This is a genomic window from Cryobacterium sp. 10S3 (assembly GCF_034344045.1).
Classification (GTDB): Bacteria; Actinomycetota; Actinomycetes; order Actinomycetales; family Microbacteriaceae; genus Cryobacterium; species Cryobacterium glucosi.
Genome location: NZ_CP133773.1, coordinates 4,021,021 through 4,046,792, shown reverse-complemented (window position 1 = coordinate 4,046,792; position 25,772 = coordinate 4,021,021). Strand labels below are relative to the sequence as shown.

Sequence of the window (25,772 nt, the reverse complement as noted above, 5' to 3'; positions counted from 1 at the left end):
CGTTCGGCAACTCCCGGGTGACTCATTCCTCACCTGGCCTGGCATCGTTAGGGGGTCTCGCATGGGGCGCGGCCGTCAAAAAGCAAAGCACACCAAGGTCGCCCGTGAGCTGAAGTATTTCAGCCCGGACACCAACTACAACGCGCTCGAACGCGAGCTCACGGGGCATCCCGTGGACGACGAGCGTCTCGACGAGGATCTGGCCAAGTGGCCGGAGTACGAGCCGGGTACCTCCGAGGAACCCGACCGATACGTCGACACCTACGCGACCGAAGACGAGCAGAAGCGCGCCTGACCGCCGTTCCCTGTACCGGGCGCCACTCTCGGCGCCCGTTTTGTCTGTGCAGGCATCCGCACCGCGCTGACCGCGCGGTACCCAGCGAGTTGGCAGCATTCGCTCATAGGCGCTGCGCGAAAGTGACCTTTCCGGTCGAGATTTCCCGGTCTACCGGTCGCTCTCGACCGGAAAGGTAACCCTCGGCACCGGCGGATGCCGCGGCGGATGCCGCGGCGCGGGCGCGTCAGGCCGCGTAGCCGCCGACCAGGCGCACAGCGCCGCCGTTGACGCCCTTGGCACCCTGCACGAAGCCGGTGAGGTCGTGCGGGGCCGTGGACACGCGTCCGGCGACCCAGGCCGGGATGCCGTCGGCCGCGAGGCTCGCGATGACCGAGGACGCGGCATCCGCTGCGACGACGGCGAACATGCCGACGCCGAGGTTCCAGGTGCCTTCAGAACTCTCCAGGGTGCTGCCCGCGAAGGCGCTCAGCACCCGGAACACGGGGGCGGGCGACCAGGTCGACCTGTCCACTTCGACCCACGCGCCGATCGGGAGGACCCTGGCGAGGTTCGCGGCGATGCCGCCGCCCGTGACGTGGCTGAGCGAGTGCACCGCGCCGGCGAGTTCGGGGTCGGCGAGCACGCTCAGCAGCGGTCCGGTGTAGAGCCGGGTCGGCTCGAGGAGTACTTCGCCGACGACCCCGCCGAGTTCGTCGGACGTGTCGGTGTAGCCGATGCCCCGTTCGGCGAGGATGTGCCGGACGAGCGAGAAGCCGTTGGAGTGCAGGCCGGAGGAGGCGAGCGCGACGACGACGTCACCCGCGCGAACGCGCTCGGCGCCGAGCACCTGGTCGCCCTCGACGACCCCGGTGGCCGCTCCCGCGACGTCGTAGTCGTCGGGGCCGAGGAGCCCCGGGTGCTCCGCGGTTTCTCCGCCGATGAGGGCGGTGCCGGTCTCGGCGCAGGCGCGGGCGATGCCGCCGACGATCTCGGCGATGCGCTCGGGCACGACCCGGCCGCAGGCGATGTAGTCGGTCATGAAGAGCGGGCGGGCGCCGACCACGACGATGTCGTCGACGACCATGCCGACGAGGTCCTGGCCGATGGTGTCGTGCTTGTCGATGGCCTGGGCGATCGCGACCTTGGTGCCGACGCCGTCGGTCGAGGTCGCGAGCAACGGGCGCTTGTACGCGGTGAGGAACGAGGCGTCGTAGAGCCCGGCGAAACCGCCGAAACCGCCGAGCACCTCTGCGCCGTGGGTGCGCGAGACGGCCGCCTTCATCAACGAGACGGCGAGGTCACCCGCCTCGGTGTCGACTCCGGCTGCCGCGTACGATGCGTTGCTCATTCTTGTCTTCCTGGATCGCCGATCATGAACTGTCCCTGGGTGCCGCGCACGGGGGTTCGCGTGCTCGCCCGCATCGAAGCCGGGTCGAGGAGCGGTTCGTATTCCGCGTCGGGGCCCGGGTCGCATCCGTCTGATGTGCGGGAGGCCTCTGCTGCGGCGACGGATGCGTCGCTCGCGACGACCGGCGAGCCTGCGGACGCCGTCGACCGCGTCGAATCGGTCGACCCGACCGGGGCGGTGCGCTCGAGCAGGTTCTTGCCGAGGTGCAGGGCGTCGGGCAGCGGGATCGGGTAGACGCCCGTGAAGCACGCGGTGCAGAGCCGCTCGCGCGGCTGCTCGGTCGCGGCGATCATGCCCTCAGGCGAGAGGTAGCCGAGGGAGTCGGCGCCGATGGCCTGGCGCACCTCGTCGACACCGAGGCCGGTCGCGATGAGTTCGGCCCGGGAGGCGAAGTCGATGCCGTAGAAGCACGGCCAGGTGATCGGCGGGCTCGAGATGCGCACGTGCACCTCGGCGGCGCCGGCCTCGCGGAGCATGCTGACCAGGGCGCGCTGGGTGTTGCCGCGCACGATCGAGTCGTCGACGACGATGAGGCGCTTGCCCTTGATCACGGCCTTGAGCGGGTTGAGCTTGAGCTTGATGCCACGCTGGCGGATCGTCTCTGACGGCTGGATGAACGTACGGCCGACGTAGGAGTTCTTGACGAGGCCCTGGCCGAACGGGATCCCGGATGCCTGGGCGTAGCCGATCGCGGCCGGGGTGCCGGACTCGGGGGTCGGGATCACAAGGTCGGCCTCGACGGGGTACTCGGCGGCGAGGCGGCGGCCCATCTCGACCCTGGCCTCGTGCACGCCGCGGCCGGCGATCGTGGTGTCCGGCCTGGCGAGGTAGACGTACTCGAAGACGCAGCCGGCGGGCTTGGACTCGGCGAACCGCTGCGAGCGGAGGCCGTTCTCGTCGATCGTGATGAGCTCGCCGGGTTCGACCTCGCGGACGAAGCTCGCCCCGACGATGTCGAGGGCAGCGGTCTCTGAGGCGACGACCCAGCCGCGCTCGAGCCGGCCGAGGACGAGCGGGCGCACGCCCTGGGGGTCGCGGGCGGCGTAGAGGGTGGTTTCGTCCATGAAGACGAGGCAGTAGGCGCCTCGCAGGCGCGGGAGCACCTCGAGCGCGGTGGCCTCGAGGGTGTGGTCGAGGTCCCCGGTGAAGAGGGCGGTGATGACGGCGGTGTCCGTGGTGTTGCCGCGGGCGAGTTCGCCCTCGACCTTCGGGTAGCGCTCGTGCACGAGCTGGAGCAGCTCGGCCGTGTTGGTCAGGTTGCCGTTGTGGCCGAGGGCGACGGTTCCGCTCGAGGTGCGGCCGAGGGTCGGCTGGGCGTTCTGCCAGCTCGAGGATCCCGTTGTCGAATAGCGGGTGTGCCCGACCGCGATGTGACCGATGAGGGTGCTCAGCGCCGCCTCGTTGAAGACCTGGGCGACGAGGCCCATGTCCTTGTAGATCAGGATCTTGCTGCCGTCGCTCGTCGCGATTCCGGCCGATTCCTGGCCGCGGTGCTGCAGGGCGTACAGCCCGAAGTAGCTGAGCTTGGCCACCTCTTCACCGGGAGCCCACACGCCGAAGACGCCACAGGCATCCTGTGGCCCCTTCTCGCCCTGCAAGAGATCGTGACCGAGAAGTCCGTCGCCACCAGCCAAATCGATGCCTCTTAACTATCTTTACAGCGTATTAGCGCTGGATGTTGGGGGGTCGTCTGCCTCGGAGGGAGCGTTCGTCTCGCTCACGCCGTAGACGCCCAGTCTATCGACGACGATCGTCTGGACCGAGCGAACGGTGAATCGGTCGATCACGATCGCCACGAGCGCACCGAGCGCGAGGCCTACGACGACCCCGACGAGGAGGAGGAATCCGAAGACCTGGAGGAGTCCGAATTCGGCCGTCTGGGGGAAGCCGACGGTGAGGATCAGCGCGGTGACCGCCCCGAGGACGGCGCCGACGATCATGAAGTTGAGGTAGCGCGGGGAGCGACGTACGGTCGCCGCGGCCTGGCCGACGAGGACTTCGGGGACGGCCGCGCCCGGGGCGGGCTGCACGGGGGCGATGTCGTTCCCTGGCTGCTCGGTTGCGCTCATGGGGACATTCTCGCACGCGCGCCCCGGGAGTGCGCCGGGAGCCGGCACGGGGCGGGACGTGGCGCGGGTGCGACACTGGACGGGTGAACAGGATTGCGGTGCTCGGAAGCGCGAACATGGACCTCGTCGTGCGCCAGCCGCGACTTCCCCGGCCGGGCGAGACGATCTTCGGCCACGACTTCGCCCTTGTGCCCGGGGGTAAGGGACTCAACCAGGCGGTCGCTGCCGCCCGGCAGGGTGGCGCTGTCGACTTCCTCGGCGCGGTCGGACGCGATGCCTACGGGACGGAACTCCGGGCGCTGCTCGTGGCCGAAGGCATCCGCGTGGACGGTCTCGACACAGTCGACGGGCCGACAGGCACCGCGCACATCACGGTGCTCGATTCCGGCGAGAACTCGATCGTCGTCGTCTCCGGCGCGAACGCCGCCGTGACGGTACTCGACCCGGGGCAGCGCGCGGTGATCGCGGCGGCGGACTTCCTCGTGCTGCAGTGCGAGCTTCCCGTGTCAGCGCTCGTTGAGGGGCTCGCGGTCGCTCGGGCGTCGGGCACGTTCACGGTTTTCACGCCCGCTCCGGTCGTGCCGCTGCCTGCGGCGTTCCTCGCGGGCGTCGACCTGGTCGTGGCCAACCGTCTCGAGGCCGAGGAGCTCACGGGTGAAGCGGATGCCGCGCGCGCGGCAGAATCCCTGAGCGCGCGCCGCGGCTGGGCGATCGTCACCCTCGGCGACGAGGGGTGCGTTGTCGCCCGCGGCGGCGTCGCACTCGGGCTCGCGCCGGCCCGGCCGGTGCGCCCCGTGGACACCACCGGGGCCGGGGACACCTTCGTCGGCGCGCTCGTCGCCCGGCTCGCCGAGGGTTCCAGGGGTGCTGTGGCTGCTGCAGGTGCTGAAGTGGCTCCGGATGCCGCGGTCACGGGCGCCGCGGAATCCGGTACCGGGGGTGCTCGCGTCGGGGTTTCGGAGGAGGCGATGATCGACGCCATCCGCTGGGCGACGGTCGCGGCATCCGTTTCGGTCACCCGGGCCGGCGCGACGGCATCGATGCCGACCCGGGCCGAGGTGGCCGCGATCCTCGCCTGACCCCCTCGCGAGAAACGCGGGAGGCGCGGTTACGGGGTGAGGCGCAGCGGCAGGTGCGCGGCGAGGTCGGCGCGCTGTCCGCTCGCGTGGATGCGCCCACTCGCGAGACCGTCGGACCAGGCGAGCTCGCCGGTCGCGAGGGCGAGCCAGGTCGCGGCATCTGTTTCGACGACGTTGGGCGGGGTGCCCCGGGTGTGCCGGGGGCCCGCGATGCACTGCACGGCGCCGAACGGCGGAACGCGCACCTCGAGGGTGTTGCCGTTGGCCTCTTCGGAGAGCAACTGCAGGGTGTAGCGCACGGCGAGCGCACGGATGTCCCTGCTCGCGCCCGCCGGGTCCGCCGCGTAGCCGCGCACCGCGGCGCGGCCCACCCCGTCGTCGATCCTCGCCTTGGCCATCCCCCCATTCTGCCGGTTTCCCGGCCAGGGACGCCCCGCGCCTAGTGGCCTAACTCCAGTGACCGGCATCCGGTAGCCTGAACCGGTGAGAATTCTGGTCCTCGGTTCCGGTGCCCGCGAGCACGCCATCATCACCGCGCTGCTCCGCGAGGAGCCCCGCCACGAGGTCGTCGCCGCGCCCGGCAACGCCGGCATCGCCGCCGCGGTGCCCGTCGTCGCCCTCGACCCGAACGTGCCCGGCGCCGTCACGGAGTACGCGATCGAGCACGGCGTCGACCTCGTCGTCATCGGCCCGGAGGCTCCCCTCGTCGCCGGCGTCGCCGATGCGCTGCGTGCGCAGGGCATCCCGGTGTTCGGCCCCGGCCGCGCCGCCGCGGCCCTCGAAGGCAGCAAGACCTTCGCCAAGCGCATCATGGACGAGGCCGGCGTCCCGACCGGCCGCGCCGAGCGCGCCGGCACCCTCGCCGAGGCGACCAGCGCCCTGGACGCCTTCGGGGCGCCATACGTCGTCAAGGCCGACGGCCTCGCCGCCGGCAAGGGCGTGCTCGTCACCGAGGACCGCCTCGCCGCCCTCGCCCACGCAGAGTACTGGCTACAGCACGGCGGCGTGCTCATCGAGGAGTTCCTCGCCGGCCAGGAGGTCTCCCTGTTCTTCCTGAGCGACGGCCACACCGTGCTGCCGCTCTCCCCCGCGCAGGACTACAAGCGCCTCGCCGACGGCGACCTCGGTCCGAACACCGGCGGCATGGGCGCATACTCGCCGCTGCCCTGGCTCGACGCCGGCTTCGGAAGCGAACAGGCCTTCGTCGACGAGGTCCTCGACACGATCGCCCTGCCGACCGTCCGCAGGCTCGCCGCCGAGGACACCCCCTTCATCGGGCTGCTCTACTGCGGGCTGATTCTGACGGATGCCGGCATCCGGGTCATCGAGTTCAACGCGCGTTTCGGTGACCCCGAGACCCAGGTCGTGCTGCCCCGGCTGGTGACCCCGCTCTCGGGGCTGCTGCTCGCGGCGTCCACCGGCGGGCTCGGCGGGATGGCGCGGCCGGTGTTCTCGGCAGAGTCCTGCGTGACCGTCGTGCTGGCGAGCGAGAACTACCCGGAGACCCCGGTCACGGGGCGGGCGATCACAGGGCTCGATGCCGCATCCGCCGTCGACGGCGTCACGGTCGCGCACGCCGCGACGGCCCTCGTCGACGGAAGACTCGTCTCCACCGGCGGCCGGGTGCTGAGCGTTGTCGCGCTCGGCGACGGGTTCGCCGAGGCCCGCACCCGCGTGTATGCCGCCCTCGCCGAGATCGCCCTCGAGGGTGCGCAGTTCCGCACGGACATCGCCGCCCGCGTCGTCGCCTGACCTGTCGCTCCGCGAGACGGCCTCCCCGCAGGCACGGCCGGAGGGGCGGGTTTGGCGCGCGGGCGGGCCGGTGCGGGAGAATGGGGCCGTGACCGCACTCGACCAGCCGACCGCATCCACCCCTCTCGACCTCCCGGGCTGGCGCCACGCCTATTCCGGCAAGGTCCGCGACCTGTACGTCCCGGCCGATCCGGCAGCGGATGCCGCAGCCCCCGACCTGAACGCCGCCTCCCGCGTGCTCGTGGTCGCGAGCGATCGCGTCAGCGCCTTCGACCACGTGCTCGAGCCCGGTATCCCGGGCAAGGGCGTGCTGCTCACGACGCTCAGCCTCTGGTGGTTCGGGCAGCTCGCCGGGATTCCCAACCACCTGCTGGCGAATACTGCCACCGCTGGTACAGACGACGCCGCGGGCATCCCGGCCGCCGCCGCGGGCCGCGCCATGCTCTGCAGGACCCTCGACATGTTCCCGATCGAGTGCGTCGTGCGCGGCTACCTCACCGGCTCGGGCTGGAAGGAATACCAGGCCAGCCAGACGGTCTGCGGCCTGCCGCTCCCGGCGGGGCTGCAGAACGGCGACCGCCTGCCCGAACCGATCTACACGCCCGCGTGGAAGGCCCCGATGGGCGAGCATGACGAGAACATCTCCTTCGAGCGCACCGTCGAGCTCGTCGGCGCCGACGTCGCCGCCGAGCTGCGCCGCCTCTCCCTCGAGATCTTCCGCCGGGCATCCGTCATCGCCGAACAGAACGGGGTGATCCTCGCAGACACCAAGTTCGAGTTCGGCGCCGACCGGGCGACCGGAGAGATCACCCTCGCCGACGAGGTGCTGACGAGCGACTCGAGCCGCTACTGGGACGCCGTACTCTGGCAGACCGGCACGACCCCCGAACAGCGGATGTCCAGCTTCGACAAGCAGATCGTCCGCGACTGGCTGAGCGCGCACTGGGACCAGACCGGCACACCCCCGGCGCTCCCGGAGGACATCATCGAGCGCACCGCCGCCCGCTACCGCGAACTGCTCACCCGGCTCGCCGGGGACACCCCTGTCGCCTGACCGACGCGCGCGGTCACAGGACTCGGCGCCCGGCGCCGCCGAATGTTACGCTCCCGACATGCGAATCAAGATGTGCAGCGTCCACGTGAAAGACCCCGCCACCGCGTTCGATTTCTACACGTCCGTCCTCGGATTCGAGAAGCTTCTGGCCATGCCGGAGCACCAGCTGTACATCGTCAAGTCCACGGAGGACCCGGACGGCGTCGGCCTCCTGCTCGAGCCGAGCGACAACAAGGTCGCCGCGAAGTACGCCCAGGGCATCCGTGCCCTCGGCCTGCCCGCGATCGTCTTCGGCAGCCCCGACGTCCGCGCCGAATACGAGCGCCTCGGCCGTCTCGGCGTGCAGTTCACGAGCGAACCGTACACGGATGCCTTCGGCACCTCCGTCCTCTTCGACGACACCTGCGGCAACCTGATCCAGCTGCACCAGGACTGACTTCCCCCGCCCGTCGTGGGCGGAATACCGGGGCGGGGGCATCCGTTGACGCAGGTGTGACCAGATCTGCATCAGAACTCCTGCCCGCGGCGACCGGAATGGGCGCCGTCACCCTGCGCGTCGGCAACCTCGACCGCATGATCGCGTACTACCGCGACGCCGTCACGCTGAGCCCGCTCAGCCAGGACGGCCCCATCGCCGTGATGGGGCGCGGCACGACCCCGATCGTGATCCTCCAGCACGCGCCGGAACTCGCAGCCCCCGAGCCCCGCTCGAGCGGCCTGTTCCACACCGCGATCCTGTTCGAGACCCAGGCGCAGCTCGCCGCGGCGGTCTACTCGGTCGCAACGAAGCATCCGGGCACCTTCACCGGCAGCGCCGATCACCTCGTCAGCCAGGCGTTCTACTTCACCGACCCCGAGGGCAACGGTATCGAGCTCTACTGGGACCGCGACCGCACCGAGTGGAGCTGGGCCCACGGCCAGGTCGAGATGGCCACCCTCGCCCTCGACCCCAACGTCTTCATCGGCGAGCACCTCACCGAGGAGGGCGTGTCCGATCCCGGTGCAGGCAACGCCATCGTGGGTCACGTGCACCTCTCCGTCGGCGACGTGCCCACCGCCCGCGCCTTCTACGTCGACCGGCTCGGCTTCGAGGCGACCGCGAACTTCGGCCCGTCCGCGCTCTTCGTCTCGGCCGGCGGGTACCACCACCACATGGCGATGAACACCTGGAACAGCGCCGGCTCGGGCAGGCGCCGCCTCGCCCTCGGCCTCGGCGAGGTCGACATCGTGCTGCCCGGTGCCGACGACCTCGGTGCGCTCACCGAGCGGATGTCCCACTTCGGCATCGCGACCCGGCACGACGGGCAGACCCTCGGCTTCGACGACCCCTGGGGCAACCAGATCGTGGTGCGCACGGCGCTCCCCGCCTGACGAAGGCGGGCGCGCGGCCTACTGCTGGGGCTCGACCGGCGGATGCGCGCGGTCGCGACCCCAGAACTCGTCGAGCAGGTCGGCGGTCGCCTCCGGATTCTCGAGCTGCGGCGAGTGCGCGGCCTCCGGGATGATCGCATACCGGGCATCGAGCAGGCCGGCCATGCTCGCCTGCCAGTCCTGCGGCCAGGCCGGGTCGTCGACTCCGTGCGCGACGAGGGTGTCGAGACCGGTCGCGAGCAGCTCGCCGGTGGTGTCGTTCTCGTCGCTGAGGATCGCTGCCGCACCGAGCAGCTGGTCGTCGCTCGTTGCCCCCATCCGCAGACGGCGGAACGCTTCGTCGGCGGTCAGGGCTGCGTCCGGAAGACCGACGGTGTGCGGGTTGTCCTCGTTCCACCACGCCGCCGAACCGCGCTCGCGGACGATCGCCGCCTCGCGCTCCATCCGCCCCGCCCAGCCGTGCGGACCGGAGCAGAGCAGGGTGACGTCGAGGAAAGCCCCCGGCGCCAGGATCGCCGCGGCCCGGGTGACGACCCCGCCGAAACTGTGGCCGAGCAGGTGCACGGGTTCGCCGCCGCCGACGAGTGCGGCCACGGCGACGACGTCCCTGGCGAAAGCTTCGAGCGTGTAGTTCTCGGCGCCGGCGGGGGCCGCGGAGTCCGCCTGCCCGCGCTGGCTGTACGACCAGGCGTCCCAGCCGCGCTCGGCGAGCAGCGGCAGGAAGCCGCCGAAGTCCTCCTTCGAACCGGTGAAACCCGGCACGAGCAGCACGACACCGCGAGCGGATGCCTCCGGCCGCGCATGCAGGGCCGTCACGCGCCCGACGGGAAGGTCGATGCCGACGTTGGCGACCGCATCCGCCAGCGGGACCGGCAGGGTGCCGAACCGCGGGACCCCTGGCCACCCGTCGAACGACCCGGCGGACGACCCGGCGGACGGGCTCGTACGGGCCTCGGCCGAATGCCGCCCGGTCACGGACGGGCCGGCGGACGGGCCGGCAGTCGGGTCGATCGTGCTCATGGTGCGCTCCATTCCGGCCTGACGGCCGGGCTGCCGCCGTGCTGCCGCGGATTCCCAGCCTAGGCGACGCTGGTCAGGACGGGAGGGTGCCCTCCGAGCTTTCGCGGAGCAGGACCTTCACGGGCAGGCGCGCCGTGATCGGCGGCTGGTCGGGGTGCTCGATCCGGCTGAGCATCGCCCGGATCGCCGTCCGCCCGAGCTCGACCATCGGCTGGTACACCGTCGTGAGCCGCGGGGTCGACAGGCGGCCGGTCTCGATGCCGTCGAAGCCGGTCACGATCACGTCCTCCGGCACCCGCACGCCCGCCGGCACGAGCACGTCGAGCATGCCGAGCGCGGTCCGGTCGTTCGCGCAGACGAGGGCCCGCGGCATCCGCCCGGTGGTGAGCAGCGTTTCGGCGAGCCGGCGGGCACGGATGCGGGAGAAGTCGCCCTGCAGGATCGTCGCGGCGGCGGGGTCGAGGCCCGCCCCCTCGAGAGCTTCGACGAAGCCCTGGTACCGCTCGGAGCTGTCGGGTGAGTCGGCGGGGCCGGCGACGAAGGCGAGGTCGGTGGTGTCGCCGCTCTCCAGGAGGTGCGCGGTGAGCGCCCGCATGCCTTCCCGGTTGCTGACGCTGACGTGGTCGAATTCCATCTCGGCGCATCGGCGCGGGCCGCCGATCAGTACGACGGGGATCCGCCGCGAGACGTGCTTGAGGAGTTCGTCAGGGACGCTTCCGGCGAGCACGGCCACCGCGTCGACCCGCCCGGCGATGTCCCGCAACATGTCGGCGGGATTGGCATCCCTGCCGACGCCGACCATGAGGGCGAAACCGTGGCGCCAGGCCTCGCGCTCGCTGCCGCGCAGCACCCCGTCGAAGGAGAGGTTCGGCGGGGCGACCTCGCTGCCGCCGGCCCTGTCGACGACCATCGTGACCGACAGGTCCTGCACGAACGGGGCTTCTCCCCGGTCGTCCTCGTCGTCGATGCCGGGGAAGAACAGGCCGAGGACGCCGGTGCGCTGGGCCGCGAGGCACCGTGCACTGGCGCTCGGCACGTAGCCGAGGGCCTGCACGGAGTCGAGGACCCGCTCCCGGGTCGACTCGCGCACGTCATGCGGACGGCGCAGCACCCGGGACACCGTCGCGATCGACACCGCCGCGTGGGCGGCTACGTCGTAGACGGTCGCAATCTTCACTCAGCGTCCGGAACCGGCACCGGATGCCGCGCGCTTGGCGCGCCGGGTGAGCCCGTGCACCGCGGCCTGGAACTCGCGGGCGGCGAGCGGCCGGCCGGGCAGCCGGGGCCGGTCCGTGGCCGGCAGCCGCAGGCCGTCGAGCACGATCGCAAGCTGCCTGCGCCACTGGCCGGTGTGGCCGCCGCCGTGCGTGCCGAGGGAACCGACCATGGTGACCAGAACCGCGAGATCGACCGCGTCGACATCCGCCCGGAGTGCACCGTCCTTCTTGGCGCGGGCGACGAGGCCGGCGATCACGGCCTGGAACTCGGTGCCCTTGCCGCTGCCCGGGTCGATGACCTCCATGCGCTTGAGAATGTGCGGGAGCGCCGGATCGGCGACAAGCCACTCGGCGACACGCTCCATGTAGAGCTCGATGCCGGCCCAGGCCGTCGGAGCAGCGGCGATCTCATCGCGGACGGTCGCGAGTTCGGCAAGCGCGATGTCGTAAAGAGCGCGCACGAGGTCGTCCCTGGTCGGGAAGTTTCGGTAGAGCGTGGCCACGCCGACGTCTGCGCGGCGGGCGATCTCCTCGAGCGAGGCGTCGACCCCGTTCTGCGCGATGAGAGCCCGCGCCTCGACGATCAGGCGCTCTCGGTTCTGCCGGGCGTCGCGCCGACGCGGTTGAGCGCCGTCCTGCGGGGTCGGTTCGGACGAAGTCATGGAGACGATTGTAAGTCCCCCAGCTATGACGAGTCGGAGGGAATCCTCCACGTCGCCTGTGCCTGCGCCCGGAATCCCTCGTCCGGGATAGAATCTCGCCGGAGAACCGGGTCTCACATGCGAACCCGTGAATCTCGCCGGAGAACCGCAGTGGTCCGACCGACGGCCCGCAGCATCCCTGAGAACCGAGGACTCCCGATGACGCCTCCCCCCGATCCGAGCCGCACCGCCGGCGAGGGCACGGATGCCCACCTCGTCTTCGCCCGCCGGATGGACCGGATCGACGGGCTGGCCCACTACCGTCGGCAGTTCGTGGGCACCGAAGCCGGCACAGCGGCGGGTGCCGCGGCCGATCCGTTCGTCTACCTCGACGGCAATTCGCTCGGCCGGCCGACCCTCGCGAGTGTCGGGCGGATCACCGAGTTCCTGACCCACAACTGGGGAACCCGGCTGATCCGCGGCTGGGACGAGGAGTGGATGGAGCTTCCGTTCCGGATCGGCGACGAACTCGGGCGGGTCGCGCTCGGCGCGGCGCCTGGCCAGGTCTTCATCGGCGACTCGACGACCGTACTGCTCTATAAGCTCGCCCGGGCCGCGGTGGACTACCGCAGGGTCGGCTCCGAACCGGCGCGCACCGAGATCGTGCTCGACACCGACAACTTCCCCACCGACCGGTACCTGATCGAGGGCATCGCCGCCGAGCGCGGCCTGACCCTGCACTGGATCCACTCGGATCCCGCAGGCGGGGTCTCACTCGACCAGGTGCGCGCGGCGATCGGCCAGCAGACGGCGCTCGTCCTGCTCAGCCACGTCGCCTACCGCTCCGGGTTCCTCGCCGACATGCGCCGGATCACCGCGGCGGCGCACTCTGTCGGCGCCCTCGTGCTCTGGGACCTCAGCCACTCTGTCGGCTCCGTTCCCGTCGAGCTGGACCTCTGCGACGTCGACCTCGCCGTCGGCTGCTCGTACAAGTACCTGAACGGCGGGCCGGGGGCGCCTGCCTTCGGCTACGTGCGCCGCGACCTCCAGGACGTGCTCACCCAGCCGATCCAGGGCTGGATGGGCACGAAGGACGTGTTCACGATGGGGCCGGGGTATCACCCGGCCGACGGCATCCGCCGGTTTCAGAGCGGGACGCCGCCGGTCGTCGGCATGCTCGCGATGCAGGACACGATCGCGATGATCGGCGAAGCGGGCATCGAGGAGGTGCGGGCCAAGTCTGTCGCGCTCACCGAATTCGCGATCACCCTCGTCGACGAGTGGCTCGTGCCGCTCGGCGTGCGGCTCACGTCGCCGCGCGACCACACCCACCGCGGCGGCCACGTCACGGTCAACCACCCGGCGATGCGGCAAGTCACGACGACACTCTGGGAACACGACGTCATCCCCGATTTCCGCGGGCCGGAAGGCTTGCGGATCGGGCTGTCGCCGCTCAGCACGAGCTTCGTCGAGACGCTCGAGGGGGTCGCGGCGATCCGCGACGTGCTGCGCGGGGTCCTGCTCGGGCAGGCAGGCCTCGCGCCGGGGACCGGGATCGCGGCGGGGTTCGGGCAGAGTGGCCCCGGCAACGGGCCGTAACAGCCGACCCGGGCCCGGGCCGTGTGGACTGTAGAATCGAGGCATCCACGCCCCCGACGTCTCGGAGTGAACCATGCCAACCATCGTCGTTGAAGTTATGCCCAAGGCCGAGCTGCTCGACCCGCAGGGAAAAGCCGTCGCCGGCGTCCTCGGCCGCCTCGGCAAGACCCGCTTCACGAGCGTTCGCCTCGGCAAGCGTTTTGAACTCACCGTCGACGGGCCCGTCGACGAGGCCGTGCTCGCCGAAGTGCGCGAACTCGCCGACTCCGTGCTCTCCAACGCCGTGATCGAAGACGTCGTCGGCATCCACGTCGTGGGCGCAGACAGCACAGTCGGGGTCTCCGCCTGATGCGCATCGGCGTCGTCACCTTCCCCGGATCGCTCGACGACCGTGACGCGCAGCGCGCGATCCGGATCGCGGGCGCCGAACCCATCGCGCTCTGGCACGGCGAGCACGACCTCCGCGGTGTCGACGCGATCGTGCTGCCCGGCGGCTTCAGCTACGGCGACTACCTGCGCGCGGGCGCGATCGCGAGCCTCTCGCCGATCATGGCCGAGGTCATCGACGCCGCGAACAGCGGCATGCCGGTGCTCGGTATCTGCAACGGTTTCCAGATGCTCACCGAGGCGCACCTGCTCGAGGGCGGGCTGATCCGCAACGACCACGGCTCGTTCATCTGCCGCGACCAGCAGCTGCGCGTCGAGAACACCGACACCGTCTGGACCAGCGGCTTCGCGGGCGGCCAGGAGATCACCATCCCCCTGAAGAACGGCGAGGGCGGCTTCATCGCCTCCGCCGAGACCCTCGCAGAGCTCGAAGGCGAAGGCCGCGTCGTGGTGCGCTACGTCGGACTGAACCCGAACGGCTCCCTCAACGACATCGCCGGCATCACCAACGCCCGCGGCAACGTCGTCGGCCTGATGCCGCACCCCGAACACGCGGTCGAGGCCGGCTTCGGTCCCGACACCGCGTCCGCGATGCGCAGCGGCACCGACGGGCTCACGTTCTTCACCTCGGCGATCGAGCGGATGCTCGCGAGCGCGTAACCCGCACCCCGCAACGCCCGGTCCCGCAACGCCCGGTCCCGCGAAAGCGGGTGAATCGTCGTTTTCAGTACCGCAGAACGACGATTCACCCGCTTTCGCGAACAGGGGGCTCGGTTTAGACGGCGGCGGATGCCTCCCACAGGTTGATGCCGGCGTCGACGGCGTGAGCGTCGATCGCGTCGAGCTCCGCGGCGGTGAACTCCAGGTTCTCCACGGCGGCGACGTTGGCCTCGAGCTGCGCGACCGAGGACGCCCCGATCAGCGCCGACGTCACCTCCGGGCGCCGCAGCACCCAGGCGAGGGCGAGCTGGGCGAGCGACTGCCCGCGCTCCCCGGCGATATCGGTGAGGGCGCGGATGTGGACGAGCGTCTCGTCGCTGACCATGTCGCGTTTCATCGACCCGGCCCGCGCCGCCCGCGAGTCCGCGGGCACCCCGTGCAGGTACCGGTCGGTGAGTAGTCCCTGGGCGAGCGGAGAGAACGCGATGCAGCCGACGCCGAGGTCCTCGAGGGTGATCAGCAGGTCGTCCTCGACCCAGCGGTTGAACATCGAGTACGAGGGCTGGTGGATGAGCAGCGGCGTGCCGAGGTCGGCGAGGATCGCCGCGGCCTGCCGGGTGCGCTCTGGCGAGTACGAGGAGATCCCGGCGTAGAGGGCACGGCCGCTCGTGACGGCGGTGTGCAGCGCGCCCATGGTCTCCTCGAGCGGGGTGTCCGGGTCGGCGCGGTGCGAGTAGAACACGTCGACGTAGTCGAGGCCCATCCGGCCGAGCGACTGGTCGAGGCTCGCGAGCAGCGACTTACGCGATCCCCATTCGCCGTACGGGCCCGCCCACATGTCGTAGCCTGCCTTGGTCGAGATGACGAGCTCGTCGCGGTGCGGCCGGAAGTCCTGCTTCAGGTGAATCCCGAAGTTGGACTCGGCGCTGCCGTACGGCGGGCCGTAGTTGTTGGCGAGGTCGAAGTGCGTCACGCCGAGGTCGAAGGCGCGTCGCAGGATCGCTCGCTGCGTCTCGAGCGGGGTGACCCCGCCGAAGTTCTGCCACAGCCCGAGCGAAACGGCCGGGAGCTTGAGGCCGCTCTTCCCGGTGCGGCGGTAGGGCATGGACTCGTATCTGGTGTCAGCCGGAAGGTAGGTCATCCCTTCATCGTGCCACGGTGCATCCGCTCGCGCAGGGGGTGCCCGCCGCGGGGGTCAGGACCCACCCTGTGCGTTGCCTCTTACAACGGATGCCGACGGTCCAGCAGCCGGAGCTGGGCCGCGGATCCGGTGAGCTCGCGTGCCACGAGGGCAGCAGCGCCGGCCTCCGGGTGACGCCCCAGTCTGCGGAGCAGCTCGGCCCGGGTCGCGTGGAACCAGAAGTAGTCGTCGAGGCCGCCGATCCGGTCGACCACGGCGAGCGCCGCGGCCGGGTCGCCGCTCTCGGCGAGGGCGGCCGCCCGGTTCAGCCGCACGACCGGGCTCGGGTCGAGGGCGAGCAGCACGTCGTACCAGGCGATGATGGCGTTCCAGTCGGTGGTCGCGGCATCCGCGGCCAGGGCGTGGCAGGCGGCGATCGCGGCCGTGACCGCGAACCGCTCCGGGCGGATGCTGCTGCCGCGGATCGCGGACGCGGCGAGCTCGATGCCTTCCGCGACGCGGGAGCGATCCCAGAGACTCCGGTCCTGGTCGGCCAGGAGGACGATGTCGCCGTCGCCGTCGAACCGGGCGCGTAATCGGGAGTGCTGGAGCAGCATCGTCGCGAGGAGTCCCTCGAGCACGGGTTCGCCCGGCATCAGCTCGACGAGCAGCCGCCCCAGCCGGATCGCTTCCTCTGCAACGGATGCGCCGGGCGGCCCGGGTGGCACGGTCGGCGGGGGCAGCGCAGCCGAGCCGGGCGGCGCCTGCGAGCCGGGCGGCACGGAGGACTCAGGCCGCGCCGACACGGGCGCAGGGGCATCCGCCGACCGGGAAGCGTAGCCCTCCGTGAACAGCAGGAACACGGTCGTCGCGACCGCGCCGAGCCGGCCGGGCAGTTCCCCCGCGTCGGGCACGCGGTAGCGGATGCCGGCGTCGGCGATCTTGCGTCGCGCCCGGGTGAGGCGCTTGGCCATCGTCGCCTCTGAAACGAGGAGCGCCCGGGCGACCTCTGCGACGCTCAACCCGCAGAGCACGTGCAGGCTGAGCGCGACCTGGGCCTCCTGCGCGAGCGCCGGATGGCAGCAGGTGAAGATCAGCCGAAGCTGGTCGTCGCGGACGATGCCGGGCGGGGTCTCGTCGGGTGCCCGTTGCACGGCCAGGATGATCGCCTCCCGTTCCTTGTTCGGCCGCGCGCCCTCCCGCCGGAGCAGGTCGATCACCCGCCGCTTGGCCGCAAGGGTGAGCCACGCGCGCGGATTCGGCGGCACGCCGAGTCGACGCCAGGTCTCCAGGGCGCTGATGGCGGCGTCCTGGACGGCGTCCTCGGCGAGGGCCAGATCACCGGTCAGACGGATGACGGTGGCCAGCACCCGGCGCCGCTCCGCGACCAGGAGCGCGGCGAGGGCCCCGGCCGGGTCGGTGCCACCGGCATCCGTCGCCGTCATCACATCAGGGTCGGGACCGTCGGACGCACCTCGACGACGCCGTTCCAGGCGGCGGGGATCGCGGCCGCGTGCCGGATCGCCTCGTCGAGGCTGTCGCACTCGAGCAGGTAGAAGCCGGTCAGGGCCTCTTTGGTCTCGGCGTACGGGCCGTCGCCGATCACGACGTCGCCGCCCTTGCCGCCGGTGACCCGCACGGTCGTCGCGGTCTGGGTCGGGTAGAGCGCGGCACCGCCGCGGATCACCGCCTCGGCATCGCGGCCGAAATCGCGGTACTCCTGCATCTCTGCCGCCTGCTCCGGGGCGGTCCAGTCGACGTCACGGGTGTAGGTCAGGGCAACATAGCTGGGCATGGTGACTCCTTCATCGGGGATTTCATCGAATGACCCATCGGGAACGGTGGGATCTACTCTAGGAACGAACGGGGCGGTCCCGAAAGGACATCGGCGGCCGAATCTCCGACAACTGATTCCGCTGCGGTGACAGCGGGATCGGAACGGGGGGTGCAGGGGAGGCAACCGGTAGACTGGGCGCGCCAAGCATCCGCTATCTCTGGGAGAACGCCACGTGACCGCAGTTACCACCACCCCCTCCCGCGGCGTCGCCGACACCGTCGCGAACGCGATCGCCACCCCGGACAAGGACCAGCCCTTCGGCGCCCTCGGGCTGACCGAGGGCGAGTACCAGGAGATCCGCACGATCCTCGGCCGCCGCCCCACGAGCGGCGAGCTCGCGATGTACTCGGTGATGTGGAGCGAGCACTGCTCATACAAGAGCTCGAAGAAGTACCTGCGCCAGTTCGGCGACAAGGTCTCCCCCGCCATGAAGAAGAACCTCATGGTCGGCATGGGCGAGAACGCGGGTGTGCTCGACGTCGGCGAGGGCTGGGCCGTCACCTTCAAGATCGAGTCGCACAACCACCCCTCCTACATCGAGCCGTTCCAGGGCGCCGCGACCGGCGTCGGCGGCATCGTGCGCGACATCATCTCGATGGGCGCCCGCCCGGTCGCCGTGATGGACGCCCTCCGCTTCGGCCGCATCGACGACCCGGACACCGCGCGCGTCGTGCACGGCGTCGTGTCCGGCATCTCGTTCTACGGCAACTGCCTCGGCCTGCCGAACATCGGCGGCGAGACCTGGTTCGACTCGGTCTACCAGGGCAACCCGCTCGTCAACGCGCTCTCGGTCGGCGTGCTCCGCCACGAGGACCTGCACCTCGCCAACGCCCGCGGCGTGGGCAACAAGGTCGTGCTCTTCGGGGCCCGCACCGGCGGAGACGGCATCGGCGGGGCATCCATTCTCGCCTCGGACACCTTCAGCGCCGACGGCCCGACCAAGCGCCCCGCGGTGCAGGTCGGCGACCCCTTCGCCGAGAAGGTGCTCATCGAGTGCTGCCTCGAACTGTTCCGCGACAAGCTCGTCGAGGGCATCCAGGACCTCGGCGCGGCCGGCATCAGCTGCGCGACCTCGGAACTCGCCTCGAACGGCGACGGCGGCATGTACATCCAGCTCGAAAAGGTGCTGCTGCGCGACCCGACGCTCACCGCCGAGGAGATCCTGATGAGCGAGAGCCAGGAGCGGATGATGGCCGTCGTCACGCCGGAGAAGCTCGAGGGCTTCCTCGCGATGACCGCCAAATGGGACGTCGAGACGAGCGTGCTCGGCGAGGTCACCGACACCGGCCGGCTCGTCATCGACTGGAACGGCGAAGAGATCGTCAACGTCGACCCGCGCACGGTCGCGATCGACGGCCCGGTCTACGACCGCCCGGTCGCCTACCCGACCTGGATCGACGCGCTGCAGGCCGACTCGGCCTCGGCTCTGCCCCGGTCGACGGATGCCGCGAACCTGCGCGCGCAGTTCCTCTCGCTGCTGGGCTCGCCCAACCTCGCAGACCCCAGCTGGATCACCGACCAGTACGACCGCTACGTGCTCGGTAACACCGCGCTCTCCTTCCCCGACGACGCCGGCATGATCCGCATCGACGAGGAGTCTGGCCTCGGCTTCGTCATCGCGACCGACGCCAACGGCCGCTACTGCCAGCTCGACCCGTACCGCGGCGCCCAGCTCGCCCTCGCCGAGGCGTACCGCAACGTCGCAGCGACCGGAGCGGTGCCGGTCGGCATCAGCGACTGCCTCAACTTCGGCTCCCCCGAGAACCCCGAGGTGATGTGGCAGTTCGAACGCGCCGTCACGGCCCTCGCCGACGGATGCCTCGAGCTCGAGATCCCCGTCACCGGCGGCAACGTGTCGTTCTACAACCAGACCGGCGACCAGCCGATCTACCCGACGCCCGTCGTCGCCGTGCTCGGCGTGATCGACGACGTCGCCCGCCGCGTGCCGAGCGGCTGGCAGGACGACGGCCACAACATCTACCTGCTCGGCATCACCCGCGAGGAACTCGACGGCTCGGCCTGGGCCGATGTCGTGCACGGGCACCTCGGCGGTATGCCGCCGGTCGTCGACCTTCCCGGTGAGGCGCGGCTCGCCGGCCTGCTCAACGCGGCGTCGATCGAGGCGCTCATCGACAGCGCACACGACCTGTCTTCCGGCGGGCTCGCGCAGACTCTCGCCGAGGCCGTGCTCCGGTTCGGGGTCGGAGCCCGCGTGTGGCTCGGCGACATCTGCGAGCGGGACGGGATCGACGCATCCGTCGCCCTGTTCTCGGAGTCGGCCGGCCGCGTCATCGTCTCGGTGCCGCGCGAGGACGACGTGAAGTTCCTCGGCCTCTGCGAGGGCCGCGGGTACCCGGTGCTGCGCATCGGCGTCACCGACAACACCCTCGACGCTCTTGAGGTGCAGGACGTCTTCACGGTCTCCCTCGCGGACCTCCGCTCCCGCCACAGCTCCACCCTCCCCGCCCACTTCGCCTAGCCCGGGCCTCCCGCCCCCGCCGCTCCCCCCGGGAACGGGCGTGTCGTGCGCGAGAGTACGAAAATGGCCTCTTCACGACATCCGAAGGGGCCATTTTCGTACTCTCGCGGTCCCTGGCCGCCGGACTGTGGATAGAACGCGCGCTCGTTCGTGGGAATCGGCATCATCGGGGGATGAAACGACGTCGCGAACTTCCCCCCGCGTTGCGTGGCCGACACTTCACCACCCGCAGTGGACGCCACGAGGGCGTATCGCGGAAGCGAATGAGGGGCGCGGACCTTGAGCAGCCGTTTCACGGCATCCGCTCACCACGATTGGGACCGGCAACGATCGCGACGCTCATAGCGGCATACTCCGAGCGGATGTCGACGGCCCAGTTCTTCAGTCACGTGACGGCAGCGCACGTGCACGGTCTTCCCCTCCCCCGGAGGTTCGCGACGTCCGGCGTGATTCATATCTGCGTCGACGACCCGGCGGAACGGCAGAGAGTGAGAGGGACCGTCGCGCACCACGCGCGACCAGGCACCGTACGCCTGGTCGATATCGGCGGTTATCGCGTGGCCGCACCGGTCGATGTCTGGCGCCAGCTCTCTGCCGTGCTCAATCTGGATGAACTCATTGTGATGGGAGACGCCCTGGTCGGAGGGAGGCGACCGCTCGCGACCATGGCCGAGCTGCGTACCGGCGTGGCGCGTCACGCAGGCAAGCGCGGCGCACGGCGGCTCAGAGAAGCGCTCGACTGGGTCCGCCCCGGCGTGCTCTCACCGCGGGAAACCGAGATCCGGCTCCTCCTGGTGCGGGCCGGCCTTCCCGAGCCGGAAGTGAACGCTCCCCTAACGGATAGGTCGGGACGGAGGATTGCGACGGGCGACCTCGTCTACCGGGAATATCGAGTGCTCGTTGAGTACGACGGCGAGCAGCATCGAACGGACGAAGAGCAGTATCACTGGGACATCGATCGGCTCGATGCGATCATGGAAGCCGACTGGCGGGTGGTTCGCCTGAACAAGACACATCTTCGACTCAAGAGCGCGTCGGCCGTGCGCAAGGTCGACACCGCACTTCGGGACCGCGGCTGGCGCCCCTGACCCATCCGGCCGTCGCATTCGCGCCGACCCAGCCCCCGGCATCCCTCACCCCTCCCGCGAGAGCGGAGAAACGGCCCCTTGGTGCGCCCTATGAGGGCACAATTCGTACTCTCGCGGCGGGGCGCCGCACTGACGGGTTCGCGAGAGCGGAGAAACGGCCCCTTCGCCGACCGCGAAGGGGCACAATTCGTACTCTCGCGGCTGGCTGCAGACCGCACGGGTCGTCAGGCGACAGGGTACAGGCGGGAGGGTCAGAGGGGGAAGGGGAGGGACAGGAGGCACTCGGTGCGGGACCAGAGGTGGGCCGCGACCTGCGGGTCGAGGCTCGTGGTCGTGGGGCGCTGACGAGTAGGCAGGCCGCGGGTCAGGAAACGGGGGCCGTAGTACTCGCCGCCGCGGGCATCCGTGTCGAGGGTCGCGCGCACCGTCGGCCAGGCGCCGCGGTCCTTGCCCTGGGCGCCGATCAGGCCCTGCAGGTTGTCGGCGAAACGCTGCGGCCGGCTCGGCTCGTTGACCCCGCGGATGCCCGGCGTCAGCCCCGACACCGAGTAACCGGGGTGCGCAACGAGGCTCTGCACCCCGCCGGGGCCGCCGAGTCCGGCACGCCGGAGCCGCCGGTCGAGCTCGAAGCCGAACACCTGCATCGCGATCTTCGACTGCGCGTACGCGACCCAGCCGCTGTACCCCGTCTCGAGCTGCAGGTTGTCCAGGCGCGAGGCGACGAGCCGCGTCGCGAGCGAGCCGAGCGCGACGACCCGGCTGCCTGGCGTGCGCAACAGGGCAGGCAGGGTGAGCGCGGTGAGGTGAAAGTGCCCGAGGTAGTTCGTCTCGAGCACGATCTCGTTGCCGGCCGCGCTCGACTCGCGGGTCCGGGGCGGGTGCACGATGCCGGCGTTGAGCACGAGTCCGTCGAGGCGGGGCAGCTCGAGCAGCAGCACGGCGGCCGCGCGCACACTGTCGGCGTCGGCGACGTCGAGGTTGATCGTCGAAACGGATGCCCCGGGTACCCGTCCGCGGATGGCCGCGATCGCGGCATCCGCCTTCACGGGATTGCGGCAGGCCAGCACGACGTGCGCACCGGTCGCGGCGAGTTGTTCGCTTGTGAAATAGCCGAGGCCGGCGTTGGCGCCGGTGACGACGAAGGTCTTGCCGGACTGGTCGGGGAGTTGGCGCGGGTCCCAGCTCACGACGCCGGGCCTGCGGGTTCCGCAGTCGCAGGCGCCGGTGCACCGATCGCCGAATCGGGCATGACCCCGATGGCAGCGCCGGGTGCCTGCCCGTCTCCCACGCCCGGCTGGCCGCCCGCGATCGCCACGTGATGGTGAATGACCTCGGCGACGATGAAGTTGAGGAACTTCTCGGCGAAACCGGGGTCGAGCCTGGCCTCCTCGGCGAGCGCACGCAGACGCTGGATCTGCTGCAGCTCCCGCGCGGGGTCTGCGGCGGGGAGACCGTGCCTGGCCTTGAGTCGTCCGACCTGCTGGGTGAACTTGAAGCGCTCAGCGAGCATGTGGATAAGGGCGGCATCGATATTGTCGATGCTCTGGCGGATGCCGTTCAATTCGTCGATCGCATCCCGCCCCGCACCGGCGGGCAATTCCTCGTGTTCGGCCATGACTGAACGATACCGTGCGCACCCCGGCGCGAAAGCGGGTGAATCGTCGTTATGGCTGCCGCAGACCGACGATTCACCCGCTTTCGCGGGCAGTGGTCAGGCGGCTAGGCGAGGGCGCGGCGCGGCAGGGGCAAGCGGATGCGCTTCTGCGCGAGCAGGATGCCGAGCAGCACGAGGAGCGCGCCCAACGGCTCGTTCCAGGACAGCGTCTCGCCGAGCAGCAGCACCCCGAGCACGACGCCGACGACGGGCGTCACATACGTCACCGTCGACGCGTTCGTCGGGCCCCAGGCGCGGAGCACGTTGATGTTCCAGATGTAGGCGAGCCCGGTGCCGAGGGCGCCGAGAGTGAGCAGGCTCAGGACGATCGCCGGGCTGAGCGACACCGGGTGCCAGGCCAGCACGGGCGTGAGCAGCAGCATGATCGCCCCGCCGAGCCCGATGTTGAGGAACGCGAACGTCGCCCCCGCGATCGGCCGCCCGCTCAGGAACCGGCGGGTGTACCCGAACGTGAAGCCGTAACACACCGCCGCGCCGAGGCAGGCGAGCTGGCCCCAGAGGTCCCCGGTGAGCGCCGCGTAGCGCCACGGCCCGATGATCACGAGCACGCCGGCGATGCCGACGACCACCCCGAGCACCTGCCCGCGCCCGAGCCGTTCGACGCGGAAGGCGAGGGTCGCCATCAGGGCCGTCATGATCGGTGTCACGGCGTTGTAGATGCTCGCGAGGCTCGAGGACACGTACTGCTCGGCCCACGCGAAGAGGAGATGCGGCACGACGCATCCGCTCACCGCGATCACGAGGAAGTGCAGCCACACGGCCGCTTCGCGCGGCAACACGGGGCCGTTGTTCACCCGGGGCCGGGTGATGAGCACGATCAGGCCGAGGGTGAGGCCGCCGAGCACGAGGCGCGACCAGGCGACCTGCCCGAAGCTCACTCCGGTGAGGGCGACCTTCATGAACAGGAAGCTCGAGCCCCAGACGACGCCCATGCCGAGGAACTGCAGCGCGACGACGGCGCGACGAGCAGGCTCGCCGGGAGCGGGTACTGCAGAAGTGGGGGCGTCGCGCGGGGCGGTGCTATCGGTCACCTGCCGACTGTAACGTGTGCGGCCGTCGGCGTCGGCCCCCTCTGAGCGCAACGTCTGGAACCCGCCGGTGAATGGCAGCATCCGCTCGTTCGAAGCGGCGCGCGACGACGTGAGACGACAAGAGACGACAAGAGCGGATGCGCCCCGCGCATCCGCTCTTGTCGGTTCAGACCCTTGCGGCCCGGCTCAGCTCAGCTCAGCTCTCAGTTGATCAGGTCGTGGCGGGACACGATCGCTTCGCGGCCGGGGCCGACGCCGATCGCGGAGATGCGGGCGCCGCTCATCTTCTCGAGCGCGAGCACGTAGTCCTGGGCGTTCCGCGGCAGCTCCTCGAAGGTGCGGACGCCGGTGATGTCCTCGGTCCAGCCGGGGAAGTCCTCGTAGATGGGCTTCGCGTGGTGGAAGTCAGACTGCGAGACGGGCACCTCGTCGTGGCGGACGCCGTCGACGCTGTACGCGACGCAGACCGGGATGGCGGCGAGGCCGGTGAGCACGTCGAGCTTGGTGAGCACGAAGTCGGTGACCCCGTTGATGCGGGCCGTGTAGCGGGCGACGGGTGCGTCGTACCAGCCGCAGCGGCGCGGGCGGCCGGTCGTGGTGCCGAACTCGAAGCCCTTGGCGCGCAGGAACTCGCCGGATTCATCGAAGAGCTCTGTCGGGAACGGGCCGGCGCCGACGCGGGTCGTGTACGCCTTGACGACGGCGAGGACGCGGTCGATCCGGTTCGGGCCGATGCCGGATCCCGTGACCGCACCGCCGGACGTCGCGTTCGAGGACGTGACGAACGGGTACGTGCCGTGGTCGACATCCAGCATCGTGGCCTGGCCGCCCTCGAAGAGCACGGTCTTGCCCGCAGTGAGCGCCTGGTGCAGGAGCAGCGCGGTGTCTGCGACCATCGGGCGGAGGCGCTCGGCGTAGCTGAGCAGGTCGGTCACGATCTCGTCGACCGAGATCGCGCGACGGTTGTAGACCTTGACGAGCAGGTGGTTCTTCTGGGCGAGGGCGCCCTCGACCTTCTGGCGGAGGATGTTCTCGTCGAAGAGGTCCTGCACGCGGATGCCGACCCGGTTGATCTTGTCGGCATAGGTCGGGCCGATGCCCCGACCGGTCGTGCCGATCTGGCGCTTGCCGAGGAAGCGCTCGGTGACCTTGTCGACCGTGCGGTGGTACTGGGTGATGATGTGCGCGTTGGCGCTCACCCTCAGCCGGGACACGTCGACGCCGCGGGAGATCAGCGCGTCGAGCTCCTCGAAGAGCACCTCGATGTCGACGACGACGCCGTTCGCGATGATCGGCGTGACGCCGGGGGTCAGGATGCCGGAGGGCAGCAGGTGCAGCGCATACTTCTCGCCGTCGATCACCACGGTGTGCCCGGCGTTGTTGCCGCCGTTGAACTTGACGACGTAGTCGACGCGGCTACCGAGGAGGTCGGTGGCCTTACCCTTGCCCTCGTCGCCCCACTGGGCTCCGACCAAAACGATCGCTGGCATTAGTTCTCTCCTCGGATGAAAAACGCCTCGGTGATCGGGGCCGGGTCATCGGCCCGGTAGCCGTCTGGCGTGATGGTTTCCTGGTCGATGCGCGCGATCGCGGTCGGATCGGCGTCGTTCAGGAAGACGGTGAGACGGTCGAACTCGTCCTGCTCGTTGATCTCGGCGGCGGAGCGGCGCAACGCATACAGGGCGCGCAGCACCCCGCGGTTGGGCTCGTGGGTCCACGGGATCGGGCCGTGTCCGCGCCAGCCGGCCTTGCGGAGGGCGTCGAGGCCGCGGTGGTAGCCGACGCGGGCGAAGGCATAGGCCTCGATGGTGCGGCCTTCGAGGTGGGCGACATCCGCCAGCACCGCCCAGGCCAGGGAGGACGTCGGGTGCGCGGCGACGAGGGACGGCAACGCGTGGCTTTCGGTACTCCGGAGCGCCGCGATCACCTCCGGTTCCGCGGGAAGGAGGGTCTCGGGCTGGTCGATCAAGTTTTCGCCGGTCACACTCGATCCTAACGCGGTGAGCAC

At 70.5% G+C, this 25,772-nt stretch carries 26 protein-coding genes; 11 read left to right on the top strand and 15 right to left on the bottom strand.

Translation table 11 applies throughout. The features are described from left to right. The first annotated feature begins 61 nt into the window (after nt 1–61). On the top strand, nt 62–295 hold the full coding sequence (locus RHM57_RS18705; protein ID WP_134446236.1) for a DUF3073 domain-containing protein: 234 nt from the start codon (nt 62–64) through the stop codon (nt 293–295). A gap of 226 nt (nt 296–521) precedes the next feature. On the opposite strand, the gene purM is transcribed toward RHM57_RS18705, so the two are convergent. Genes purM through RHM57_RS18690 form a run of 3 tightly spaced genes read right to left on the bottom strand, consistent with a single transcriptional unit; the run spans nt 522 to nt 3,754 of the window. After that, nucleotides 522–1,625 carry a phosphoribosylformylglycinamidine cyclo-ligase gene (purM, locus tag RHM57_RS18700; RefSeq protein WP_134446235.1) on the bottom strand — a complete coding sequence of 368 codons (1,104 nt, stop codon included), beginning with the start codon at nt 1,623–1,625 and terminating at the stop codon, nt 522–524. After that, nucleotides 1,622–3,319: an amidophosphoribosyltransferase gene (gene purF / locus RHM57_RS18695; RefSeq protein ID WP_241975368.1), complete on the bottom strand. Its 1,698-nt coding sequence runs from the start codon at nt 3,317–3,319 to the stop codon at nt 1,622–1,624. Before purF ends, purM begins: the two co-directional genes overlap by 4 nt. 21 nt (nt 3,320–3,340) lie before the next feature. Continuing rightward, nucleotides 3,341–3,754, bottom strand: coding sequence for a hypothetical protein (locus RHM57_RS18690; RefSeq protein WP_174774615.1), 414 nt, complete (start codon nt 3,752–3,754; stop codon nt 3,341–3,343). Between the two features lie 83 nt (nt 3,755–3,837). Here RHM57_RS18690 and RHM57_RS18685 point away from each other — a divergent pair, with 83 nt between their 5' ends. Continuing rightward, nucleotides 3,838–4,833 (top strand): ribokinase, encoded by a 996-nt coding sequence (locus tag RHM57_RS18685; protein WP_134446234.1) that lies wholly within the window; start codon nt 3,838–3,840, stop codon nt 4,831–4,833. A gap of 29 nt (nt 4,834–4,862) precedes the next feature. On the opposite strand, the gene RHM57_RS18680 is transcribed toward RHM57_RS18685, so the two are convergent. Continuing rightward, nucleotides 4,863–5,231 (bottom strand): sterol carrier family protein, encoded by a 369-nt coding sequence (locus RHM57_RS18680; protein WP_134446233.1) that lies wholly within the window; start codon nt 5,229–5,231, stop codon nt 4,863–4,865. An 85-nt stretch (nt 5,232–5,316) separates the two neighbouring features. Here RHM57_RS18680 and purD point away from each other — a divergent pair, with 85 nt between their 5' ends. The 4 genes from purD to RHM57_RS18660 all read left to right on the top strand — a co-directional run bounded on the left by purD (nt 5,317) and on the right by RHM57_RS18660 (nt 9,010). Next, nucleotides 5,317–6,585, top strand: a complete 1,269-nt coding sequence (gene purD / locus RHM57_RS18675) for a phosphoribosylamine--glycine ligase (RefSeq protein WP_322189156.1) — start codon at nt 5,317–5,319, stop codon at nt 6,583–6,585. 88 nt (nt 6,586–6,673) lie between these two features. Then, nucleotides 6,674–7,639, top strand: coding sequence for a phosphoribosylaminoimidazolesuccinocarboxamide synthase (locus RHM57_RS18670; protein ID WP_134446231.1), 966 nt, complete (start codon nt 6,674–6,676; stop codon nt 7,637–7,639). Nucleotides 7,640–7,697: 58 nt separating this feature from the next. Continuing rightward, entirely contained in the window at nt 7,698–8,075 is a 378-nt protein-coding gene (locus tag RHM57_RS18665; protein WP_134446230.1) for a VOC family protein, read from the top strand. Between the two features lie 98 nt (nt 8,076–8,173). After that, on the top strand, nt 8,174–9,010 hold the full coding sequence (locus tag RHM57_RS18660) for a VOC family protein (RefSeq protein ID WP_322189899.1): 837 nt from the start codon (nt 8,174–8,176) through the stop codon (nt 9,008–9,010). Nucleotides 9,011–9,028: 18 nt separating this feature from the next. Here the strand turns inward: RHM57_RS18660 and RHM57_RS18655 are convergent, their stop codons facing one another. The 3 genes from RHM57_RS18655 to RHM57_RS18645 all read right to left on the bottom strand — a co-directional run bounded on the left by RHM57_RS18655 (nt 9,029) and on the right by RHM57_RS18645 (nt 11,909). After that, complete coding sequence (locus RHM57_RS18655) at nt 9,029–10,030, bottom strand: alpha/beta fold hydrolase (protein WP_166787245.1); 1,002 nt, start codon at nt 10,028–10,030, stop codon at nt 9,029–9,031. Between the two features lie 73 nt (nt 10,031–10,103). Further along, a complete protein-coding gene (locus RHM57_RS18650) occupies nt 10,104–11,207 on the bottom strand; it encodes a LacI family DNA-binding transcriptional regulator (RefSeq protein ID WP_322189154.1) in 1,104 nt (367 codons plus the stop codon). Further along, entirely contained in the window at nt 11,208–11,909 is a 702-nt protein-coding gene (locus RHM57_RS18645) for a TetR/AcrR family transcriptional regulator (RefSeq protein ID WP_134446227.1), read from the bottom strand. A 198-nt stretch (nt 11,910–12,107) separates the two neighbouring features. Between RHM57_RS18645 and RHM57_RS18640 the strand changes: the two genes are divergently transcribed. From RHM57_RS18640 to purQ, 3 genes are all read left to right on the top strand, one after another. Beyond that, on the top strand, nt 12,108–13,487 hold the full coding sequence (locus RHM57_RS18640) for a kynureninase (RefSeq protein ID WP_416173095.1): 1,380 nt from the start codon (nt 12,108–12,110) through the stop codon (nt 13,485–13,487). 73 nt (nt 13,488–13,560) lie between these two features. Further along, the gene (gene purS, locus RHM57_RS18635) at nt 13,561–13,836 is read left to right on the top strand and encodes a phosphoribosylformylglycinamidine synthase subunit PurS (RefSeq protein ID WP_134446225.1); all 276 of its coding nucleotides are present in this window, start codon (nt 13,561–13,563) and stop codon (nt 13,834–13,836) included. Further along, nucleotides 13,836–14,534, top strand: coding sequence for a phosphoribosylformylglycinamidine synthase subunit PurQ (gene purQ / locus RHM57_RS18630; protein WP_322189152.1), 699 nt, complete (start codon nt 13,836–13,838; stop codon nt 14,532–14,534). The genes purS and purQ overlap by 1 nt, the downstream gene beginning before the upstream one ends. 115 nt (nt 14,535–14,649) lie before the next feature. Here purQ and mgrA read toward each other — a convergent pair whose 3' ends face one another. The 3 genes from mgrA to RHM57_RS18615 form a co-directional block, all read right to left on the bottom strand. Next, the gene (mgrA, locus tag RHM57_RS18625; RefSeq protein WP_134446223.1) at nt 14,650–15,675 is read right to left on the bottom strand and encodes an L-glyceraldehyde 3-phosphate reductase; all 1,026 of its coding nucleotides are present in this window, start codon (nt 15,673–15,675) and stop codon (nt 14,650–14,652) included. 80 nt (nt 15,676–15,755) lie between these two features. Beyond that, nucleotides 15,756–17,099, bottom strand: a complete 1,344-nt coding sequence (locus RHM57_RS18620) for an RNA polymerase sigma factor (protein WP_322189150.1) — start codon at nt 17,097–17,099, stop codon at nt 15,756–15,758. Then, nucleotides 17,099–17,449, bottom strand: a complete 351-nt coding sequence (locus RHM57_RS18615; RefSeq protein ID WP_134446221.1) for a YciI family protein — start codon at nt 17,447–17,449, stop codon at nt 17,099–17,101. The genes RHM57_RS18620 and RHM57_RS18615 overlap by 1 nt, the downstream gene beginning before the upstream one ends. A 214-nt stretch (nt 17,450–17,663) precedes the next feature. On the opposite strand from RHM57_RS18615, the gene purL reads away from it, so the two are divergent. Together purL and RHM57_RS18605 are read left to right on the top strand one after the other, a co-directional pair. Beyond that, on the top strand, nt 17,664–19,970 hold the full coding sequence (gene purL / locus RHM57_RS18610; protein ID WP_322189148.1) for a phosphoribosylformylglycinamidine synthase subunit PurL: 2,307 nt from the start codon (nt 17,664–17,666) through the stop codon (nt 19,968–19,970). Nucleotides 19,971–20,332: 362 nt separating this feature from the next. Next, nucleotides 20,333–21,058, top strand: coding sequence for a hypothetical protein (locus RHM57_RS18605; protein ID WP_322189146.1), 726 nt, complete (start codon nt 20,333–20,335; stop codon nt 21,056–21,058). A 251-nt stretch (nt 21,059–21,309) separates the two neighbouring features. Here RHM57_RS18605 and RHM57_RS18600 read toward each other — a convergent pair whose 3' ends face one another. The 5 genes from RHM57_RS18600 to RHM57_RS18580 form a co-directional block, all read right to left on the bottom strand. After that, on the bottom strand, nt 21,310–22,245 hold the full coding sequence (locus RHM57_RS18600; protein WP_322189144.1) for an SDR family NAD(P)-dependent oxidoreductase: 936 nt from the start codon (nt 22,243–22,245) through the stop codon (nt 21,310–21,312). Continuing rightward, the gene (locus tag RHM57_RS18595) at nt 22,242–22,673 is read right to left on the bottom strand and encodes a chorismate mutase (protein ID WP_134446217.1); all 432 of its coding nucleotides are present in this window, start codon (nt 22,671–22,673) and stop codon (nt 22,242–22,244) included. Before RHM57_RS18595 ends, RHM57_RS18600 begins: the two co-directional genes overlap by 4 nt. Before the next feature lie 104 nt (nt 22,674–22,777). Beyond that, the gene (locus RHM57_RS18590) at nt 22,778–23,665 is read right to left on the bottom strand and encodes a DMT family transporter (RefSeq protein WP_322189897.1); all 888 of its coding nucleotides are present in this window, start codon (nt 23,663–23,665) and stop codon (nt 22,778–22,780) included. 302 nt (nt 23,666–23,967) lie between these two features. Further along, nucleotides 23,968–25,254 carry an adenylosuccinate synthase gene (locus tag RHM57_RS18585; protein WP_322189142.1) on the bottom strand — a complete coding sequence of 429 codons (1,287 nt, stop codon included), beginning with the start codon at nt 25,252–25,254 and terminating at the stop codon, nt 23,968–23,970. Further along, entirely contained in the window at nt 25,254–25,748 is a 495-nt protein-coding gene (locus RHM57_RS18580) for a DUF3151 domain-containing protein (RefSeq protein WP_134446215.1), read from the bottom strand. The genes RHM57_RS18585 and RHM57_RS18580 overlap by 1 nt, the downstream gene beginning before the upstream one ends. Nucleotides 25,749–25,772: the final 24 nt, after the last annotated feature.

Coding starts and splice junctions, on each gene's coding strand:
- purM (WP_134446235.1), bottom strand. CDS start 1,625: ATGAGCAACGCATCGTACGCGGCAGCCGGAGTCGACACCGAGGCGGGT.
- RHM57_RS18705 (WP_134446236.1), top strand. CDS start 62: ATGGGGCGCGGCCGTCAAAAAGCAAAGCACACCAAGGTCGCCCGTGAG.
- RHM57_RS18620 (WP_322189150.1), bottom strand. CDS start 17,099: ATGACGGCGACGGATGCCGGTGGCACCGACCCGGCCGGGGCCCTCGCC.
- RHM57_RS18615 (WP_134446221.1), bottom strand. CDS start 17,449: ATGCCCAGCTATGTTGCCCTGACCTACACCCGTGACGTCGACTGGACC.
- RHM57_RS18595 (WP_134446217.1), bottom strand. CDS start 22,673: ATGGCCGAACACGAGGAATTGCCCGCCGGTGCGGGGCGGGATGCGATC.
- RHM57_RS18585 (WP_322189142.1), bottom strand. CDS start 25,254: ATGCCAGCGATCGTTTTGGTCGGAGCCCAGTGGGGCGACGAGGGCAAG.
- RHM57_RS18665 (WP_134446230.1), top strand. CDS start 7,698: ATGCGAATCAAGATGTGCAGCGTCCACGTGAAAGACCCCGCCACCGCG.
- RHM57_RS18655 (WP_166787245.1), bottom strand. CDS start 10,030: ATGAGCACGATCGACCCGACTGCCGGCCCGTCCGCCGGCCCGTCCGTG.
- RHM57_RS18590 (WP_322189897.1), bottom strand. CDS start 23,665: ATGGGCGTCGTCTGGGGCTCGAGCTTCCTGTTCATGAAGGTCGCCCTC.
- purS (WP_134446225.1), top strand. CDS start 13,561: ATGCCAACCATCGTCGTTGAAGTTATGCCCAAGGCCGAGCTGCTCGAC.
- RHM57_RS18660 (WP_322189899.1), top strand. CDS start 8,174: ATGGGCGCCGTCACCCTGCGCGTCGGCAACCTCGACCGCATGATCGCG.
- RHM57_RS18645 (WP_134446227.1), bottom strand. CDS start 11,909: ATGACTTCGTCCGAACCGACCCCGCAGGACGGCGCTCAACCGCGTCGG.
- mgrA (WP_134446223.1), bottom strand. CDS start 15,675: ATGACCTACCTTCCGGCTGACACCAGATACGAGTCCATGCCCTACCGC.
- RHM57_RS18690 (WP_174774615.1), bottom strand. CDS start 3,754: ATGAGCGCAACCGAGCAGCCAGGGAACGACATCGCCCCCGTGCAGCCC.
- purQ (WP_322189152.1), top strand. CDS start 13,836: ATGCGCATCGGCGTCGTCACCTTCCCCGGATCGCTCGACGACCGTGAC.
- RHM57_RS18680 (WP_134446233.1), bottom strand. CDS start 5,231: ATGGCCAAGGCGAGGATCGACGACGGGGTGGGCCGCGCCGCGGTGCGC.
- RHM57_RS18640 (WP_416173095.1), top strand. CDS start 12,108: ATGACGCCTCCCCCCGATCCGAGCCGCACCGCCGGCGAGGGCACGGAT.
- RHM57_RS18605 (WP_322189146.1), top strand. CDS start 20,333: ATGTCGACGGCCCAGTTCTTCAGTCACGTGACGGCAGCGCACGTGCAC.